The following is a 15727-nucleotide window of genomic DNA, read 5'->3' on the forward strand; positions in this document are numbered from 1 at the left end:
ACTGCATTATGTTAATACAAATTTAATTTATCCAATTAAATAAAATATACATTCTCCTTAAATAATACAGTTCCATCCTTTAACTTATAGTTTCTCGTTTCTTTTTTAAGTATATTTCTTTCCCACAGCTTATTTAATATTTCTTCCATATTTATGTTGTAATGATAAAATAAATCATCATTTTTTATATCTTCTGAACTTAAAAAACAATCCTTTTCTCTCATATAATTTAATAATAACTTAGTCGTATTTCTTATATCTCTGTTTACATTTTCCGTTAAATAATCTATGGTACTATTTATAGAATCAACTATATTTTCATTTTTAAAAAATAATTTGTCTACACATTTTTTAAAGTTGTCATTTAAATTCATAGAAATAGTCATAGAATCTTTACTTATCATATGTCCTGAAGAATTTACATATAATCTGGAAAACTCTTCAACAGAACGTACTGCAGCAATATATGAAGTATATACATTGTCATTTTGAAGATATTTTTTACATATACCCATACTTTTAAATAACTCTCCAATATAATACATATTCCATCTTTCTCTATCTAAATCTGAATAATATCTTCCAGTATCATATTTTGAAGTTATTTCCTTATCCTTTGAAAATACCAGTCTGGATGAAGATATTATTCTAGATATAAATCCACCCTTTAAATTTTTTTCAGGCATCTGCAGGAAGTTACTCTTGCTTACAAGTTTAACATGAATTTGAATTCCCTTTTCCTCAGTGTAAATGTTTTTAATACTGCCCCTTTTATTATCAAACACTACAAGTAAGTCGATATCAGATTCATCCCACAAATCGCCAGTGACCATACTTCCAAAAACCATAACTGCAAGGACAACATCATTTGCTTTAAGTCTATCAATTGTGCTGTTAAAAGCCTTTTGATATTGTAATATAGTTTTTTCCAATTTAGTCTCCCCCTTTTTGACTTTATCAACTTGAATTTCTATATATTATATAATATATTTTTATAAAAATACAATGGTAAAATTATTTTTTTGCTATTTTACCAAAAAAGAGCATCTAATATTTTCAGGTTCTTTCTGAGTTTTGGGTACATCAATCACTTAAAAAGAATGGCTATTCGGATGCGAATAGCCATTCTTTTTAGATTAAGTCAACAAGATTAAACGATGGCCTTTTAGAGAGAAATGCCAAAAAACATTTTTTTGCCAGATTGACTAATCCAGATTTTCCGTATACAATACGTTTGATAAGTTTGAATTTGTTGTTGTTTCCTTCAACAAATCCTGAACTTACTTTTAGAGATATTGCATTCTTGATCGGGGCAATATCTCTTTCTATACCATTGCAAAAAGAAGCTATTGATGAATCTCTGTATTTTTCAATAAGTTTATTAATATATTTTCCTATAGTCTCATCTTTTTTTGTTTTTGGATTCTTTGTAAGCAGATATTTTAACAGACTATTTCTTTTTATAATAATGACATCATCAGGATAACTCCATTCTATAAGGAACTTGGGGTTCATTGGAGTTCTATCTGGAAAGTTGTTTTTTTCAATGCAATAGATATAGTTCCATAATGATTTTTGATTTCCACTATATCCATGTTTCAAAATATAAAAATAAATCAGGTCATCATTGATTCCGTCACGCTGCATCTTGAAGACGATATTGATATATTCATCCATTATCGTTGTTCTTTTCTTATAATTAGCTGGATTGTTAAGTTTTTGGATTTCCTCCTCAGTCATGTTGATATATTTTTTTGCTGTTAATTTGGATATTTGAAATTCTTCTGAAACAAGTTTGATTCTTTTATTTTTGAGATTTCTCCAGTATTCCTGGATCTGACAGATCAATCGCTGTTTTTTTTCCTGCTTTCAGTATGTGCCCGATATTGTGGTGAATTCAGATCATGTTTTTTGTTATCGAACTTAATTTCTGTTCCGTTAGGGGTTCGTGGAACAGAATTATCATAGTCAAACGACTCTATCATTTTCTCATTCGGCATTTTTTTCTTTAAAACTTTTTCTGGGGCTTTATCCAATATTTCATCATTACGTATAAATATTTTTGCCGGCATATCTTCTTTAAAAATATCTTTCATCCGATCAAGGAGATTTTGAAGCAGATGAAACCGGTCTGCCACCTGAATGCATTCCGGAAGTATCTCGCTAATGGCAGATGCATAGGCACTGACACGGTCTCTTGCGACCAATTTTACTTTCTTATGCTGTTTTAGCCACTCTCTCAAAGGTTGTCCATCTCTACCTTCTAAGAGAGCAATTAGATGATGGCCTTTTAGATCATAAATAGCAGTCGCATAAGTTTGACCTTTTCGTATAGCAACATCATCCACACCTATTGCTTCCACATCTGGATCATCTACGAATTCTATACTGTCATACAGTCGTTGTATAGTATCATTACTGATTTTTACTCCAAGTAGTGCAAGAACCTTGATTGCACCTTCGTTGCTTAAAAACATTGACACACCAAGAATCAAAGAATTCAGTGCATCAGTTCTTACCTGTGATAACTTTGCAAAAGGTAGTTTTTCCATAAATATTCTGCGGTTGCAAGCAGGATTCAGACATTCATACTTGTAAACATTTGCATGAAGAAATGTCTGTTTGCAATGAATTGGAGTATCCTGTAGAGTCCTTTCATAAGTAGCATGTAACTGTCTGCTTTCTGAACCACATTCAGGGCAACAGCAACTGTGTGGTTTTGATTTGACGTAAATATCTAAGGTGTTTTCATTTTCTGTATAATTATAGACAAAATGATTGTCATCCAGCAAAAAAGAAAAATCACCAATAGTTTTGTATTTCATTTTCAGCACCTTCTTCCATACCATTATTTTATCAAAATACCCAAATATAATAATAACAATAGCAAAAAAATCAAGTATCTTATGATACTTGATTTAATGTAAATACCCAAAACTCAGAAAGAACCTATTTTCATACCAATACTCTCTTTTAAAATGTCCAATTATAAATGTTCAATTATTTTAGGTTAATTATAAACTTCTTAAATTTATTGTATGTTTTTTCATCTACAAGTGCATTTACATAGGTTCCATCTTCCCTATAATCTTCATTCTTTACCTTACAATATTTGTGAATAAATGACACTACAGATTGTTCTGTATAAGGAATTAAATATTCTGCTTTTTTTATATTATGAGGAAGCATTTCCAATACTCTTTTCAAAAGCTCATTTAAATTTGTACCATATCTAGCTGATATAAATATTGCATTTGAATTTTTATATCTATCTTTTATACTGCTTAATTTAGTATCTTCCAATTTGTCAATTTTGTTTAATACTATAAGTACAGGTTTATCATTTACTTCTAATTCGTTCAGTACTTCATTTACTGCATCTATCTGTTCTTCTGCATAATCGGATGATGCATCTACTACATGTAATAATAAATCAGCATATTGTACTTCTTCTAAAGTAGATTTAAATGCTTCTACCAAATCATGAGGAAGTTTTTTTATAAAACCTACGGTGTCGGTCACTGCAATTGTTCTGCCATCTTCCAATTCCACAGCCCTAGTAGTAGTGTCCAAAGTAGCAAATAACATATCTGCTTCAAATACCTTTTCCTTATTTACATTTTCTCTAGTAACAGCTACTTCACACAATTTATTTCTTAAAGTAGATTTACCCGAATTAGTATACCCCACCAGTGATACCTTGTTTATCTCATCTCTCTTCTTTCTTTGAGTTTTTCTAACCTGCTTTATTTTCTTCAGTTCTTTACTAATTTCATATATTTTGTCTCTTATATGTCTTCTATCAGTTTCCAACTTCTTTTCACCAGGTCCTCTAGTGCCTATTCCTCCTCCAGTCCTTGAAAGAACTATACCGAGTCCTGAAAGCCTAGCTAACCTGTATTTTAGTTGTGCAAGTTCCACCTGTAACTTAGATTCCTTACTCCTTGCCCTTGAAGCAAATATATGAAGTATAAGAGTAGTTCTATCTATTACTTTTATTCCTAGGTTTTCTTCTAAGTTTCTAACTTGAGAGCCAGATAATTCATCATCAAAAATTACTATATTTGCACCACTGAGCTGTGCAATTAATGCTATCTCACTTACCTTTCCCTTTCCTACATAAAAAGCAGTATCTATAGTATCTCTTTTTTGAAGTATTTTTTCTAACACATTAACATTACAGGCTTTTGCCAGTTCTTTTAATTCATCCAAGCTATCTTCAGTATCCGTTCCTACAAGTAATGCTCTCTCTCCTTCTTCTTGCAGCACATATTCATCATTCATCGATTTTTCTATTTCATTTACTTTTTGTACTATATTAAAGTTAACTGCGTCCTCTAAAGTAAGCTTTTCTGAAATTTCACTTATAACTTCTCCATTTTTTACCTTGCAAAATCCTATAGTAATGCCTGTAATGCCATCCTTGTCAACCCCTATAGCCGCTATGCAGTCTAATCTCAATTTTACCAAGGCTGAAATATCAATTTCGGAAAGTCTAGAATCTCCATTAGGGTGGGTATGTACTATCCTAATACCACAGAGCTTATTTTGATTTGCCTCAATTTCAGTAATACTTACAGTACTACTATCCCCAACAGATATGCTTACAATTGTTCCTCTTTTATCAATTGCTAGGCTTAATTCTCTATTTAAATAAGTAGTAATTCTAGAAATCATTTCTACAATTTCCCTGCTGCATATGCTTTCTTTTGAAACTCTTATATCATAAATCTTTTCCAATTCATCTAATATCGAATTCTTTATTCCTTCTGTATTTCCATATATCAAAATATCATCTCCATATCTATCAATTCACAATTCACAGTTTGCAATGCACAATTTCAGTATATTTTCTGTGACAACAAAAAATCGTCCTTAATTATGCATTATGAATTGTGCATCATGCATTACAAATTGATTACTTCATATTATTTTTATATTAAATAAAAATTTCGTATGCACAAAAACTGAATTTGTAGCTATCGTATAATTCTATACTAAATAAAAAACATTGTAAACACATTACTTCAGGTCATTGAAAATTTTCAGAAATCTTGTTAATATTGATAATATAATTTTATATTATGGCAATCATTAATTTAATATACACCATGGAGGAATATTATGGAAAACAGAACAAAAAACATATTGATATCCCAAGAACGAATTGAAAAGAGGATAGAAGAAGTAGGTAAAATAATAACCACTAAATATAAAGATAAAAATTTATATGTATTATCACTTTTAAGAGGAAGTTTCATATTTACAGCAGATTTAGTAAGACAAATAAAACTTCCTGTAAAAATAGGATTTATGACAACTTCAAGTTATGGAAATTCTGAAACATCATCTGGTGAAATAAAAATTGTAAATGATATATTAGACGACCTGAAGGGGTATGATGTTTTAATTGTAGATGACATAACAGATACAGGTATTACTATGGACTTTGCTATAGACCATGTAAAATCTCTAGGTGCTTCCAGTGTAAAATGCTGCGTTCTTCTAGACAAGCCTGACAGAAGAAAAATTTCATTGACCCCGGATTTTTGTTGTTTCGAAATTCCCGATGTATTTGTTGCAGGTTATGGATTAAATTATGGAGACTATTATCGAAATATACCTTATATATTTAACTGGGAATAATTTTGTTTAAATAATGGCAAAGCTCTTTTTAACATTGAGCTTTGCCATTATTTAATTACCGGATTTTAACTTAACTCCAGTTTTATCAAGGCCTAAATCTATGGCCGTTTCTGGTACTTTTCCCACTATAATTGTTTCTGATATGGGTACTTCATTTTTTACCTGTACATCCTCACTTCCAAAGGGAATCATAACCCTCATGTTTGTTTTTACCTGTACACTTATTTTATGTCTAGCTTGATTTATACCTGCACTTTCAAAGCTTGACAAATATTTAGTCTCTATGTAACCTATAGGCTGCATCCTAATCGTAATGCTAGGTCCAAAAAATGCTAGCAAATTGTTTTTCATTATATATCCCATGGGAATCTTCAAGCCAATTTTTCCTACATTTCTTAGCTTACTTTGGGATTCCAATGCCACATCACAAGCGATTTTATTCATTTTTAGTGTATCTGCCCTAACCATAACTATGTTGTCTTCCTTATCTTTTTCCACCTGTATAATGTCTTTATAATTAAATTGTTTTGAATACTCCTGCATTATAACTGAGTTTATAGTTTGTGTAACTACAGCTCTGATTTCTACATCTGAAGCTGTAATTATAGCAGGAGTTATCCTTGAATTTATAAAATAAAGACACACTGCTGTGGGTAAAGTTATTACAATTATTATTAATACAATTTTCACTTTCTTAATGGGAACTTGAAATCTTTTTATATCTTCCACATCCTTATGATTTGATACATAATATATATATGACAATAACTTCGTGTATTTACCTAAAGATTTAATTTATGTTATAATAATTTAAAAAATGTACACTTCAAAACAAGGAGGAAATTTATGGTCAAAAAGCGTAAAAAAGCTCAAAAAAAGTTTTTTAAGCATGGAGCTGCAATTTTATGTGGATTATTAGTATTGGTATTTGCTGCAGCATTGGGTTTAACTGCAGCTGTTATAAAAAATTCTCCTCCACTAGACATAAGCCAAATATCGAATTTAAACGAACCTTCCGTTCTATATGATGATAAAAATAATTTAATGGACGTACTAGTTACCCCACAGCAAAGGACGGTAATACCTTTTAGCAGTATGCCCCAAAATTTAAAAAATGCTTTCGTAAGCATAGAAGATGAACGATTTTATAAACATAAAGGCATAGACTTAAAAAGACTCATAGGTGTAGTATTTATAGATATTAAAAGCAAACTTAGTGGAAATACTGGAATTCAAGGTGCATCTACCATAACCCAACAATTGGTTAGAAATATATATTTATCTTCTAAAATATCTTATAAGAGAAAAATGCAAGAAATATATCTTTCCTTAAAACTTGAAAAAAAATTGAGTAAAACCCAAATACTTGAGGCTTACATGAACACAATTTATTTAGGAGGAAGAGCATTAGGTGTTGAAGCTGCCGCCAAACAGTACTTTGGCAAATCAGCAAAAGATCTAAACTTAATTGAGTGTGCTTTTATTGCAGGTATGCCTCAAAGTCCTTCTGTATATTATCCTTATTCTCCTACAGCTAAAAAAAATCCATCTATATATTTAAATAGAACTACTACTGTAATAAAAAAAATGTATGAGAATGGATATATATCAAAGAATCAGTACACAACTGCTGTAAATGATATTGCAAATGGTAAACTGGATATAATGTCTGAGCCTACTGTAAACAATGGATATAACAATGAATGGTTTACTGTACCTGTTATAAATGCAGTAAAAAAAGATCTAAAATCCAAATACAAATATACAGATGAACAAATTGAGAATTTACTTATGTATAGTGGTTTAAAAATACATACTACTATGAATAAGGACTTGCAGGAAAAAACTGAAAATACCTTAAATAACGACAGTATTTTTAATTCTTCATCTCCAGATAAAAATGGAATAGTTCAACCTCAGGCTTCTGCTGTAGTCATGAATTATCATACAGGTGAGGTAAAGGCACTAGTCGGTGGAAGGGGAACCCAGCCAGCCAGATCTTTCAACAGAGCTGCATCTGAAAAATATTTAAGACCTTCAGGTTCCAGTATAAAACCTTTAACTGTATACAGCCCTGCTGTAGATTCAAAACAATTTACTGCAGCTTCTACAATAGATTCTTCTCCATTATCACCTGAACTTTCAAATAAATATGCTTCTAATGGAGAACCTTATGACCCTAAAAATGATGAATCTACTGATTTTGGAACCGTAACTTTAAGAACTGCCTTAACTAAATCCTTAAATACAGTAGCAGTTAAAATAGAAGATAGAATGGGTTTAAAAACCGGAGCTGACTATGCAGAAAAATTTGGTTTAACTTTAGACGAGCATGATAGATCCAGTATAGCAGCACTTTCTCTTGGAGAGCTCCATCATGGTACAAATACACTTTTGATGTCTGCTGCTTATGGAACTTTTGGAAATTCTGGAAAATACACTACTCCAAAGCTTTACACTACAGTAGTAAATAGAGATGGTACAGTTTTACTTGATAATAAAACCCAAACTAAAAAAGCACTTTCTCCACAAAGTGCCTATGTGCTATATCAAATGTTAAAAGGTCCTGTAAGTGCAGAAGGAACTGGTAGCAATGCTAATTTAGGAGATATGCCTGTAAGTGGTAAAACAGGTACTTCTGAAGATAACAAAGATCTATGGTTTGTAGGACTAACTCCTTATTATTCCGCTGCAGTGTGGATTGGTAATGATAATGATTCTGTATTAGATGGCTCATTAAACAGTAACTCTGCAGCCCAACTTTGGGCTAATATAATGTCTCCTTTCCATCAAGGTCTAGAAGCAAAAGATATTGAAATGCCAGATGGAGTTGTAACTTCTTCTATATGTTCTAAATCAGGGAAACTTCCTGTTTCAGATTGTCATACAGATCCTACAGGTAATAAAGTTTATACTGAATATTTTATAGATGGAACAGTTCCCTCAGATTATTGTAATGTATCTCATTCATGGAATGCACTTGATAACTTACCTGAGAATAAAAGGAAAAAGAATAACGCTACTAACAAAAATAACTGGAATTCTGATAATAATACAAATGATAATCCTTCTAATACTAATACTAATACAAACACTAATACAACTACTAATACAAACACTAAAGATAAAAAAGACACTACTAGCGATGAAAAATCAAAGGATGTTAACAATTTACCTACTACAATTCCTAGTACAGGAAATTAACTTTATATTGATTTAATTTAAATGGGGTGTTCAAAGCAATTTAAAGAATTGCCTTTGAGCATCCCATTTTATCTGATGTTAACCTGTTAAAATTTCTCTCATAGTTTTTAACACTTTTTTTTCAATTCTAGAAACCTGTACTTGATTTATACCTAGCATCTTTGCTACCTGTACCTGAGTTTTATCTTTAAAATATCTCAGCATTATAATTTGTCTCGATTTCACATCTAAATTGTTCAAAGCTTCTTTAAGTGCAATTTTATCCACCATCTCTACATCTTCCTTTGGATTTTCACTTATCTTATCTATCAAAAGCACTGGTGAACCATCATCTTGATGTATAGTATCATACAAATACTGCAAACTGCTAGCAGATTCTGTGGCAAAAATCAGTTCTTCTACTTCTACTCCAGAATACTCTGCTAATTCTTGTATTGTAGGTTCTCTATTTAATTTTTTAGTAAGTGCTTCTCTGTCATAGTGGATTTTTTTTGCAGTATTTTTTACACTTCGACTTACTTTTATCATTCCGTCATCCCTTAAGAAGCGCTTTATTTCCCCTAATATCATGGGTACAGCATATGTAGAAAATTTTACATTGTATTCTTCATTGAAATTATTTACCGCTTTCATAAGTCCCATACAACCTATTTGAAATATATCTTCATACTCGTATCCCCTATTTAGAAATTTTTTACTTATAGATGCCACTAATGGTAAATTCAATTCTACCAATTTATTCAGGGCTTCTTTATCTCCTTTTTTTGCATATTTAATCAATTCCAAATTATCATTATAACTATATTTTAATTTTTTTGCTGTTTCCTCACTCATACTATTCACCTAACTTAATGAATTAAAAACTTTTTTCATAGTTAATCTTGTCCCTTTGTTTTTTTCAGATTCTACTTTAAGGGAGTCCATAAAAGTTTCCATTACAGTAAATCCCATGCCTGATCTCTCAAGATCAGGTCTTGAAGTATAAAGGGGTTGTCTAGCAAGTTCTATATTTTCTATACCTACACCTTGGTCTTCTACTATCAATATAAGTTCTTTTTCTTTAATAAAGGCCTGAATTTTAACTACACCTTCCTTATTTTCATAGCCATGAATAATAGAGTTTGTAACTGCCTCTGAAACTGCAGTTTTTACATCTGCCAATTCCTCCACTGTAGGATCAAGTTGTGACACAAAAGCTGCTACTGAGACTCTGGCAAAGCTTTCATTTTGTGATTTACTAATAAACTCTATTTTCATATTGTTATCGTACATAATTTATCCCCCCATTAAATATTCTGAAGTGCTTCCGCAACGCTGTCATAAAGTCCTATAATTTTAAACATACCTGAAAGTTCAAATACTCTTTTTACTGAATTGATTGCACCTACAATACATACGCTGCCATCTGCAGAATTTAGTTTTTTATACCTTCCTATTACCACTCCTATTCCAGAGCTATCCATAAAACTTACTCCTGAGAAGTCCATTATCAATTTGTTTAAACCATCTCTGTCCAATCTATCATCTATTTTATTTCTCACTTCTTCTGCACTATGATGATCTAGTTCTCCTCTCATATAAACTATAAGTTTATTGTCCTTTACATTAAATTCTAAATTCATATATTATCTAAAGCTCTACTAAAGCTATACTAAATAAAGTACCTGCCATATATAGCCTCAGCGTTAAAATCTCAATTTTAACTTTAATTTACCATATAACAATAAAGGCATATTGTTATATGACTAAAATTCATACTAAGAATTTTAGTCATATGCATAAATAATGCATAGTCCGAGCCAGACACTCTTACCCCCCTTCTTTCATTTTTAATCTGGAGTTACAATAAACCAAAAATATGTACACATAGTTGTAATTTTTAATCAGTAACCCTCTATTAAATCAAAACCTGTACTTTAATACTATTCTCCGTTTGGAATAATTTTCCTTCTTTTTTTATTAGTAATTTTATTATTTATTTTTACCACCTATTATATTTTTAAACACATAATGATAATTTTTTTAGTAAAATTTAAAAAGATAATTGCCAAATATGAACTCAGCAATTATCTTTTATTTTTTCTACAAGCTCAATCTCCTTATCTGTCAGCCCAAAAAAATCACACAACCTTTTTTCTACATTATTTTCTCCTCTAAAATCAATAGAAGGAATATACAATTTCATCACATTATTAGGATAATACTCATATAGATTTTCTCCTAATTTTTTCCCGAAGGTCTTAAAGTAAAATTCATACAAAGAACTGTTTAATATATTTAAAAGTATTTCATACGTAAAAGGTACATCTTTTTTTAATACTAAAGAATATATATCTGCACTAAAATAGCTTCCCTTATCAATAGCAAATCTATTATCACAAGATTTATATGGGAATACAATTTTCTTTTCTTCAAAAATTTCCGGTTTTCTCCCCCATTGAAGCTCATACCACTTTCTCGTTCCCTTTTTACATTCTCTTCTCTTCATAAGCTTTTTTTTGTACTGCTCTATATACTTTATAGCATTAGGACTTTCTATCTCATTTTGTATTAAATTTGAGTATATAATAAATTTTTTACCTCTAATTACCTCGTTTTTTCGTATATGGCTGCTTTTCACCCATGGTTTTATCAACCTTAATTCAATTTTTCTACTATTTATTGTGTCTCTATCAACTATAAAAGCCCTATCACATCCCGTTATTATACCCTGATAACTGTGACATATATCCTTTAAAATGAATTCACTTTTTGCTTTTATTTTATCTATTATATTTTTCTCAACTTCATCAACAAATACCCATCCATTACTGTTTATGGACCTTTGAGATATAAAAAATTTTTTGTATCTCTCAGATTTATCTAAAAACAAAGAATCAACGAATTTATCTTTTTCACTTTTATTAGGTCTTATGACTTCTATATTATTGTTCCAATTTTTTGTTCTTACTAAAAATATTATCATTGGATCTATACCTATTCTTTTAAAAGGTCTTATACCATAAAAATCTATAATTTTATAAATAGTGGTATTTTCAATTAAAAACTTTCTAAGTTCTTTTCCGCTGCAAGATTCACAAAAATACCTGGAAGTAACAAAAACTAATTTTCCTCCCTCTTTTAAGCATTTTAATGATTTTTGAAAAAAGCAGTAAGATATGTCTCCTTTACCTCTATATATACTTCCATATATTTTTCTTAAAATATATGAATAACTGGAATCTACAGATTTATGTCCTATATATGGGGGATTTCCTATAAACACATCAAATTTTATATCTATATTTTCCACTAGAAAATCCTTTACTTGAAAATTTTTTTCACTAAACTGACTGCTAATCAAAAATAAGTCTATTTTTAAAACTTTTATTGCAGTTTCATCTACATCGAATCCAAATAGATTGTTATGTACTATATGGCAACTTATATCTTCTAATTTCAAATTTAAATTGTTTTTACTATTTATAACTTCAATATTTTTAATGAATATTTGATTTAAGTATAGAAAGCACTTACAAATTAAATTTCCAGATCCACAGGAAGGATCTACTACTTTTATAAATGGATTTTCAATTACATCATTGGCATTTATCAAGTTTTTAACCATAAATGCTGCCATTTCCGGAGGAGTATACACTACTCCGTTTTTCCTATTCATAATTTTCTGTTTATAATATTCTTCTGAAAAGCTAATTTCTTTCTTCATATTAGCATTCTGCTTATATGTTTCTATAAAATGAATCTTCTCTTCTACATCTATATTTTTTTTAATAAAATTGTAAATTTCTTCAATATCTTCAATAAAACTGTTCATATTTTTGTCTCCATACTCAATATATGCATTACAGGGAAACATCGCTATACAACGTTTCCCTGCTATAATTTTCTTACAATCTCTATTAATCTCAAGTATAAATTATTAAATTAAGTATACCATAAAATATATCTTATAAGGTAGGTGATTATATTTGAATAAAAAATTTGTGTCTATATTTCTCCTATGTACAATTTTTCTATGTCCTTATAGTGTTAAAGGTTACCAGGTAGGAAAAACTACTTTAACAAATACAAAAAACGTAACTACTCTAGATGATAATAATGCTTCTTCTAGGTTAAAAAATCTAAATACTCAAAACTTAGATAGAAGAGAAAAAAATTGGTTTTTTAAGCCTAATAATTCTGGTATGCCTTCAGAGGAACCTGCAGATATACTAAAACTCTTAAACAAATACTCTGGATATTATTTAGGAGATACCTCAAAGAAAATACTTTATCTTACTTTTGACGAAGGTTATGAAAATGGATATACTTCTAAGATATTAGATATATTAAAATCCAACAATGTTAAAGCCGCTTTCTTTGTTACTACCCCTTATATAAAAGACAATGCGGAACTTGTAAAAAGAATGGTAAATGAAGGTCATCTAGTGTGCAATCATTCAGAAAAACATCCTTCAATGGCAGATGCTGCAAAAGATCCTATAAGATTTGAAAGGGAATTTACAGTAACAGAAAATACTTATAAAGAAATTACAGGTAAAGAAATGCCTAAATTCTTTAGGCCTCCTATGGGAAAATACAGTGAATTATCCTTATTTTATACCAAGCAATTAGGATATAAAACCATATTTTGGAGTTTTGCCTACAATGATTGGAATAGACAAAAACAGCCTTCACCTGTGGAAGCAAAAAAAATGATAAATCGCAGGACTCATAATGGAGCCATTATTTTACTTCACGCAGTGTCAAAGACAAATTCTGAAATACTGGATTCACTTATAAAAGACTGGAAAAATAAAGGTTATGTTTTAGAGGGTTTGGATAAATTACATTAAAAATATCTTTTCTAATATTATACTTTATAATGTTCTGTAAATTAGGTATAATTAACTTGTATATAACTGTATGTTATACCTAATTTACATTATTTTGAACTAGGTAAATATATTTATGTTTGGGGAGATATTATGAAAATTACACAGGAATCAGATTATGGATTTAGAGTTGTACTTTACTTGTCAAATTTGGGGTACGGTAAAAAAATTGAAGCCAAGACTATAGCTAAAGATCAAAATGTGCCTCTAAGATTTCTTCTTAAACTTTTAAGGAAACTGACTCAAGCGGGTATAGTAAAATCTTTCAGAGGAGTTAATGGAGGCTATGCTTTAAATCGTATGCCTGAAGATGTTACTTTAAGAAATATTATTGAAGCTATAGATGGGCCTATTTACTTAAACAGATGCCTATACGATACAGAACATTGCAATGCCCATAAAAAAGGACACTGTGGTGTGCACAATGCTCTTTCAAAGGTACAGAGTACTCTAATTAACGAACTAGAGAGTATTAATTTCAAAGATATAATGGAAGATAAAATTTAAAATTTTAAGGCCATTGATAACTAAATATCACACAGCCTTAAATATAAGTTTTGATAATTAACATTTACTTTTTATTATATTCTGCAACCTTTAATAAAAATTTGGGTATAGAAGAAAGTCTCTTTATTCTATAAGGTTCCTTGCAAACTCTGTATAACCATTCAAGTCCTAGTTCTATCATCCATTTTGGAGCCCTTTTAGTTTTTCCCGCCAAAACATCAAAACTTCCTCCTACACCCATATACACTCTACATGGAAGTATGTCCATATTTCTTGCTATAAATATATCCTGTTTGGGAGCACCCATAGCTACAAAAAGTGCATAAGCATTGCTTTTCTTTATATCACACACTATATCTTCGCAATTTTCTAGATCAAAATATCCATTATGGCTTCCGGCTATGTTAATCTTAGGGTATTTTCGTTTTAGATTTTCTTTGCATTCTTCAAGTATTTCCTGTTTAGCACCTAAAAGATATATAGATTTATTTTCCATACTACATTTTTTTATTACATCTTCCATTATTTCTATACCTGCTATTTTTTCTTTTATAGGCACTTTCACCATTTTCGAAGCCAAAAGTGTTCCAATTCCATCTGGAATTATTACACTTCTACTTGCTGTAAAACTAGTCAACAATAAATTATCCTTAAGCCCATTATAGAGTACTTCTGGATTACCAGAAACTATGTTTACTTTAGAAAACTTTTCTATATACTCCATAAGCTCCATCTTACTTCCATTAAACACATTATATTTTAACAATCTTGTAAACATATTAAAATGCACCTTCACTTTTAAATACAGATGAGACCGTCCTTAGTAAAATTTTTATATCCATCCACAGCGAAAACTTTTTTATATACATCAAATCATAATATACGGTCTTTCCCAGTTCTATTTCTCCTCTTCCGCTTACTTGTGCCAATCCAGTTATTCCTGGTGTTACAAGCAATCTTTGTTTATACGAATCAGGATAGAATTTAACTACATCTGGTATTTCAGGTCTTGGCCCAACCAAGCTCATATTTCCAATAAATACATTAAAAAGTTGTGGAATTTCATCCAAACTTGTTTTTCTTAAAAAAGCTCCTGATTTAGTCACTCTATTATCGTTCTTACTTTGAAATACAAAATTTTCTAAGTCACCGGGATCAATGTCTAATTCTCTCTTTTTTTCCGCATTTACTACCATAGTTCTAAATTTATATATGGTAAAATTCTTTCCATCCTTACCTACTCTAACTTGTTTGAAAATAGCAGGGCCCTTCGAATCCAATTTAATCCATATAGCCAATATTACAAATACTACGCTAAGTATAATTATTCCTACAAGAGATAATATAAAATCAGCTATTCTCTTGAGAAATAATTGAAAGGCTTTACTTTTTATATCTTTATCCACATCTATTTTTATATCTTCTGTCTGCATAATTTTATGATCTGTAAATTTAAACCTACAAATCAGTTACTTCACCTGCCTTATTATATTTTT

Annotated in this window: 15 protein-coding genes; 4 read left to right on the forward strand and 11 right to left on the reverse strand. The window is 30.1% G+C overall.

The genetic code is table 11. From position 1 onward, the window contains the following. Window positions 1-35: 35 nt before the first annotated feature. The 4 genes from DMR38_RS16955 to hflX all read right to left on the reverse strand — a co-directional run bounded on the left by DMR38_RS16955 (window position 36) and on the right by hflX (window position 4788). On the reverse strand, window positions 36-932 hold the full coding sequence (locus DMR38_RS16955) for a nucleotidyltransferase domain-containing protein (protein WP_127722432.1): 897 nt from the start codon (window positions 930-932) through the stop codon (window positions 36-38). A gap of 199 nt (window positions 933-1131) precedes the next feature. Beyond that, entirely contained in the window at window positions 1132-1848 is a 717-nt protein-coding gene (locus DMR38_RS16960; RefSeq protein WP_243124336.1) for a transposase, read from the reverse strand. After that, window positions 1845-2825 carry an ISL3 family transposase gene (locus DMR38_RS16965; RefSeq protein WP_243124337.1) on the reverse strand — a complete coding sequence of 327 codons (981 nt, stop codon included), beginning with the start codon at window positions 2823-2825 and terminating at the stop codon, window positions 1845-1847. The genes DMR38_RS16960 and DMR38_RS16965 overlap by 4 nt, the downstream gene beginning before the upstream one ends. A gap of 175 nt (window positions 2826-3000) precedes the next feature. Next, window positions 3001-4788, reverse strand: coding sequence for a GTPase HflX (hflX, locus tag DMR38_RS16970; protein WP_127722433.1), 1788 nt, complete (start codon window positions 4786-4788; stop codon window positions 3001-3003). 336 nt (window positions 4789-5124) lie between these two features. Here hflX and hpt point away from each other — a divergent pair, with 336 nt between their 5' ends. After that, window positions 5125-5646, forward strand: a complete 522-nt coding sequence (hpt, locus tag DMR38_RS16975; RefSeq protein ID WP_127722434.1) for a hypoxanthine phosphoribosyltransferase — start codon at window positions 5125-5127, stop codon at window positions 5644-5646. A gap of 51 nt (window positions 5647-5697) precedes the next feature. On the opposite strand, the gene yunB is transcribed toward hpt, so the two are convergent. Further along, on the reverse strand, window positions 5698-6336 hold the full coding sequence (gene yunB, locus DMR38_RS16980) for a sporulation protein YunB (protein WP_279230791.1): 639 nt from the start codon (window positions 6334-6336) through the stop codon (window positions 5698-5700). Between the two features lie 156 nt (window positions 6337-6492). Between yunB and DMR38_RS16985 the strand changes: the two genes are divergently transcribed. Further along, window positions 6493-8850, forward strand: coding sequence for a PBP1A family penicillin-binding protein (locus tag DMR38_RS16985; protein WP_127722435.1), 2358 nt, complete (start codon window positions 6493-6495; stop codon window positions 8848-8850). A gap of 78 nt (window positions 8851-8928) precedes the next feature. On the opposite strand, the gene sigF is transcribed toward DMR38_RS16985, so the two are convergent. The 4 genes from sigF to DMR38_RS17005 all read right to left on the reverse strand — a co-directional run bounded on the left by sigF (window position 8929) and on the right by DMR38_RS17005 (window position 12664). Then, entirely contained in the window at window positions 8929-9684 is a 756-nt protein-coding gene (gene sigF, locus DMR38_RS16990; protein ID WP_127722436.1) for an RNA polymerase sporulation sigma factor SigF, read from the reverse strand. A 9-nt stretch (window positions 9685-9693) separates the two neighbouring features. Continuing rightward, complete coding sequence (gene spoIIAB / locus DMR38_RS16995; RefSeq protein WP_127722437.1) at window positions 9694-10122, reverse strand: anti-sigma F factor; 429 nt, start codon at window positions 10120-10122, stop codon at window positions 9694-9696. A 14-nt stretch (window positions 10123-10136) separates the two neighbouring features. Beyond that, window positions 10137-10472 (reverse strand): anti-sigma F factor antagonist, encoded by a 336-nt coding sequence (gene spoIIAA / locus DMR38_RS17000; RefSeq protein WP_127722438.1) that lies wholly within the window; start codon window positions 10470-10472, stop codon window positions 10137-10139. A gap of 437 nt (window positions 10473-10909) precedes the next feature. Further along, window positions 10910-12664, reverse strand: a complete 1755-nt coding sequence (locus tag DMR38_RS17005) for a TaqI-like C-terminal specificity domain-containing protein (RefSeq protein WP_127722439.1) — start codon at window positions 12662-12664, stop codon at window positions 10910-10912. Between the two features lie 154 nt (window positions 12665-12818). Between DMR38_RS17005 and pdaA the strand changes: the two genes are divergently transcribed. Beyond that, window positions 12819-13685 carry a delta-lactam-biosynthetic de-N-acetylase gene (pdaA, locus tag DMR38_RS17010; RefSeq protein WP_127722440.1) on the forward strand — a complete coding sequence of 289 codons (867 nt, stop codon included), beginning with the start codon at window positions 12819-12821 and terminating at the stop codon, window positions 13683-13685. 132 nt (window positions 13686-13817) lie between these two features. Next, complete coding sequence (locus tag DMR38_RS17015; RefSeq protein WP_127722441.1) at window positions 13818-14231, forward strand: Rrf2 family transcriptional regulator; 414 nt, start codon at window positions 13818-13820, stop codon at window positions 14229-14231. Window positions 14232-14295: 64 nt separating this feature from the next. On the opposite strand, the gene DMR38_RS17020 is transcribed toward DMR38_RS17015, so the two are convergent. Then, window positions 14296-15009: a WecB/TagA/CpsF family glycosyltransferase gene (locus DMR38_RS17020; protein WP_127722442.1), complete on the reverse strand. Its 714-nt coding sequence runs from the start codon at window positions 15007-15009 to the stop codon at window positions 14296-14298. A 1-nt stretch (window position 15010) separates the two neighbouring features. Then, the gene (locus tag DMR38_RS17025) at window positions 15011-15664 is read right to left on the reverse strand and encodes a sugar transferase (protein WP_127722443.1); all 654 of its coding nucleotides are present in this window, start codon (window positions 15662-15664) and stop codon (window positions 15011-15013) included. Window positions 15665-15727 lie beyond the last annotated feature (63 nt).

It is taken from the genome of Clostridium sp. AWRP, assembly GCF_004006395.2.
GTDB lineage: Bacteria > Bacillota > Clostridia > Clostridiales > Clostridiaceae > Clostridium_B.

Coding starts and splice junctions, on each gene's coding strand:
- DMR38_RS17005 (WP_127722439.1), bottom strand. CDS start 12,664: ATGAACAGTTTTATTGAAGATATTGAAGAAATTTACAATTTTATTAAA.
- DMR38_RS16985 (WP_127722435.1), top strand. CDS start 6,493: ATGGTCAAAAAGCGTAAAAAAGCTCAAAAAAAGTTTTTTAAGCATGGA.
- DMR38_RS16965 (WP_243124337.1), bottom strand. CDS start 2,825: ATGAAATACAAAACTATTGGTGATTTTTCTTTTTTGCTGGATGACAAT.
- DMR38_RS17025 (WP_127722443.1), bottom strand. CDS start 15,664: ATGCAGACAGAAGATATAAAAATAGATGTGGATAAAGATATAAAAAGT.
- spoIIAA (WP_127722438.1), bottom strand. CDS start 10,472: ATGAATTTAGAATTTAATGTAAAGGACAATAAACTTATAGTTTATATG.
- sigF (WP_127722436.1), bottom strand. CDS start 9,684: ATGAGTGAGGAAACAGCAAAAAAATTAAAATATAGTTATAATGATAAT.
- DMR38_RS17015 (WP_127722441.1), top strand. CDS start 13,818: ATGAAAATTACACAGGAATCAGATTATGGATTTAGAGTTGTACTTTAC.
- hpt (WP_127722434.1), top strand. CDS start 5,125: ATGGAAAACAGAACAAAAAACATATTGATATCCCAAGAACGAATTGAA.
- DMR38_RS17020 (WP_127722442.1), bottom strand. CDS start 15,009: ATGTTTACAAGATTGTTAAAATATAATGTGTTTAATGGAAGTAAGATG.
- spoIIAB (WP_127722437.1), bottom strand. CDS start 10,122: ATGTACGATAACAATATGAAAATAGAGTTTATTAGTAAATCACAAAAT.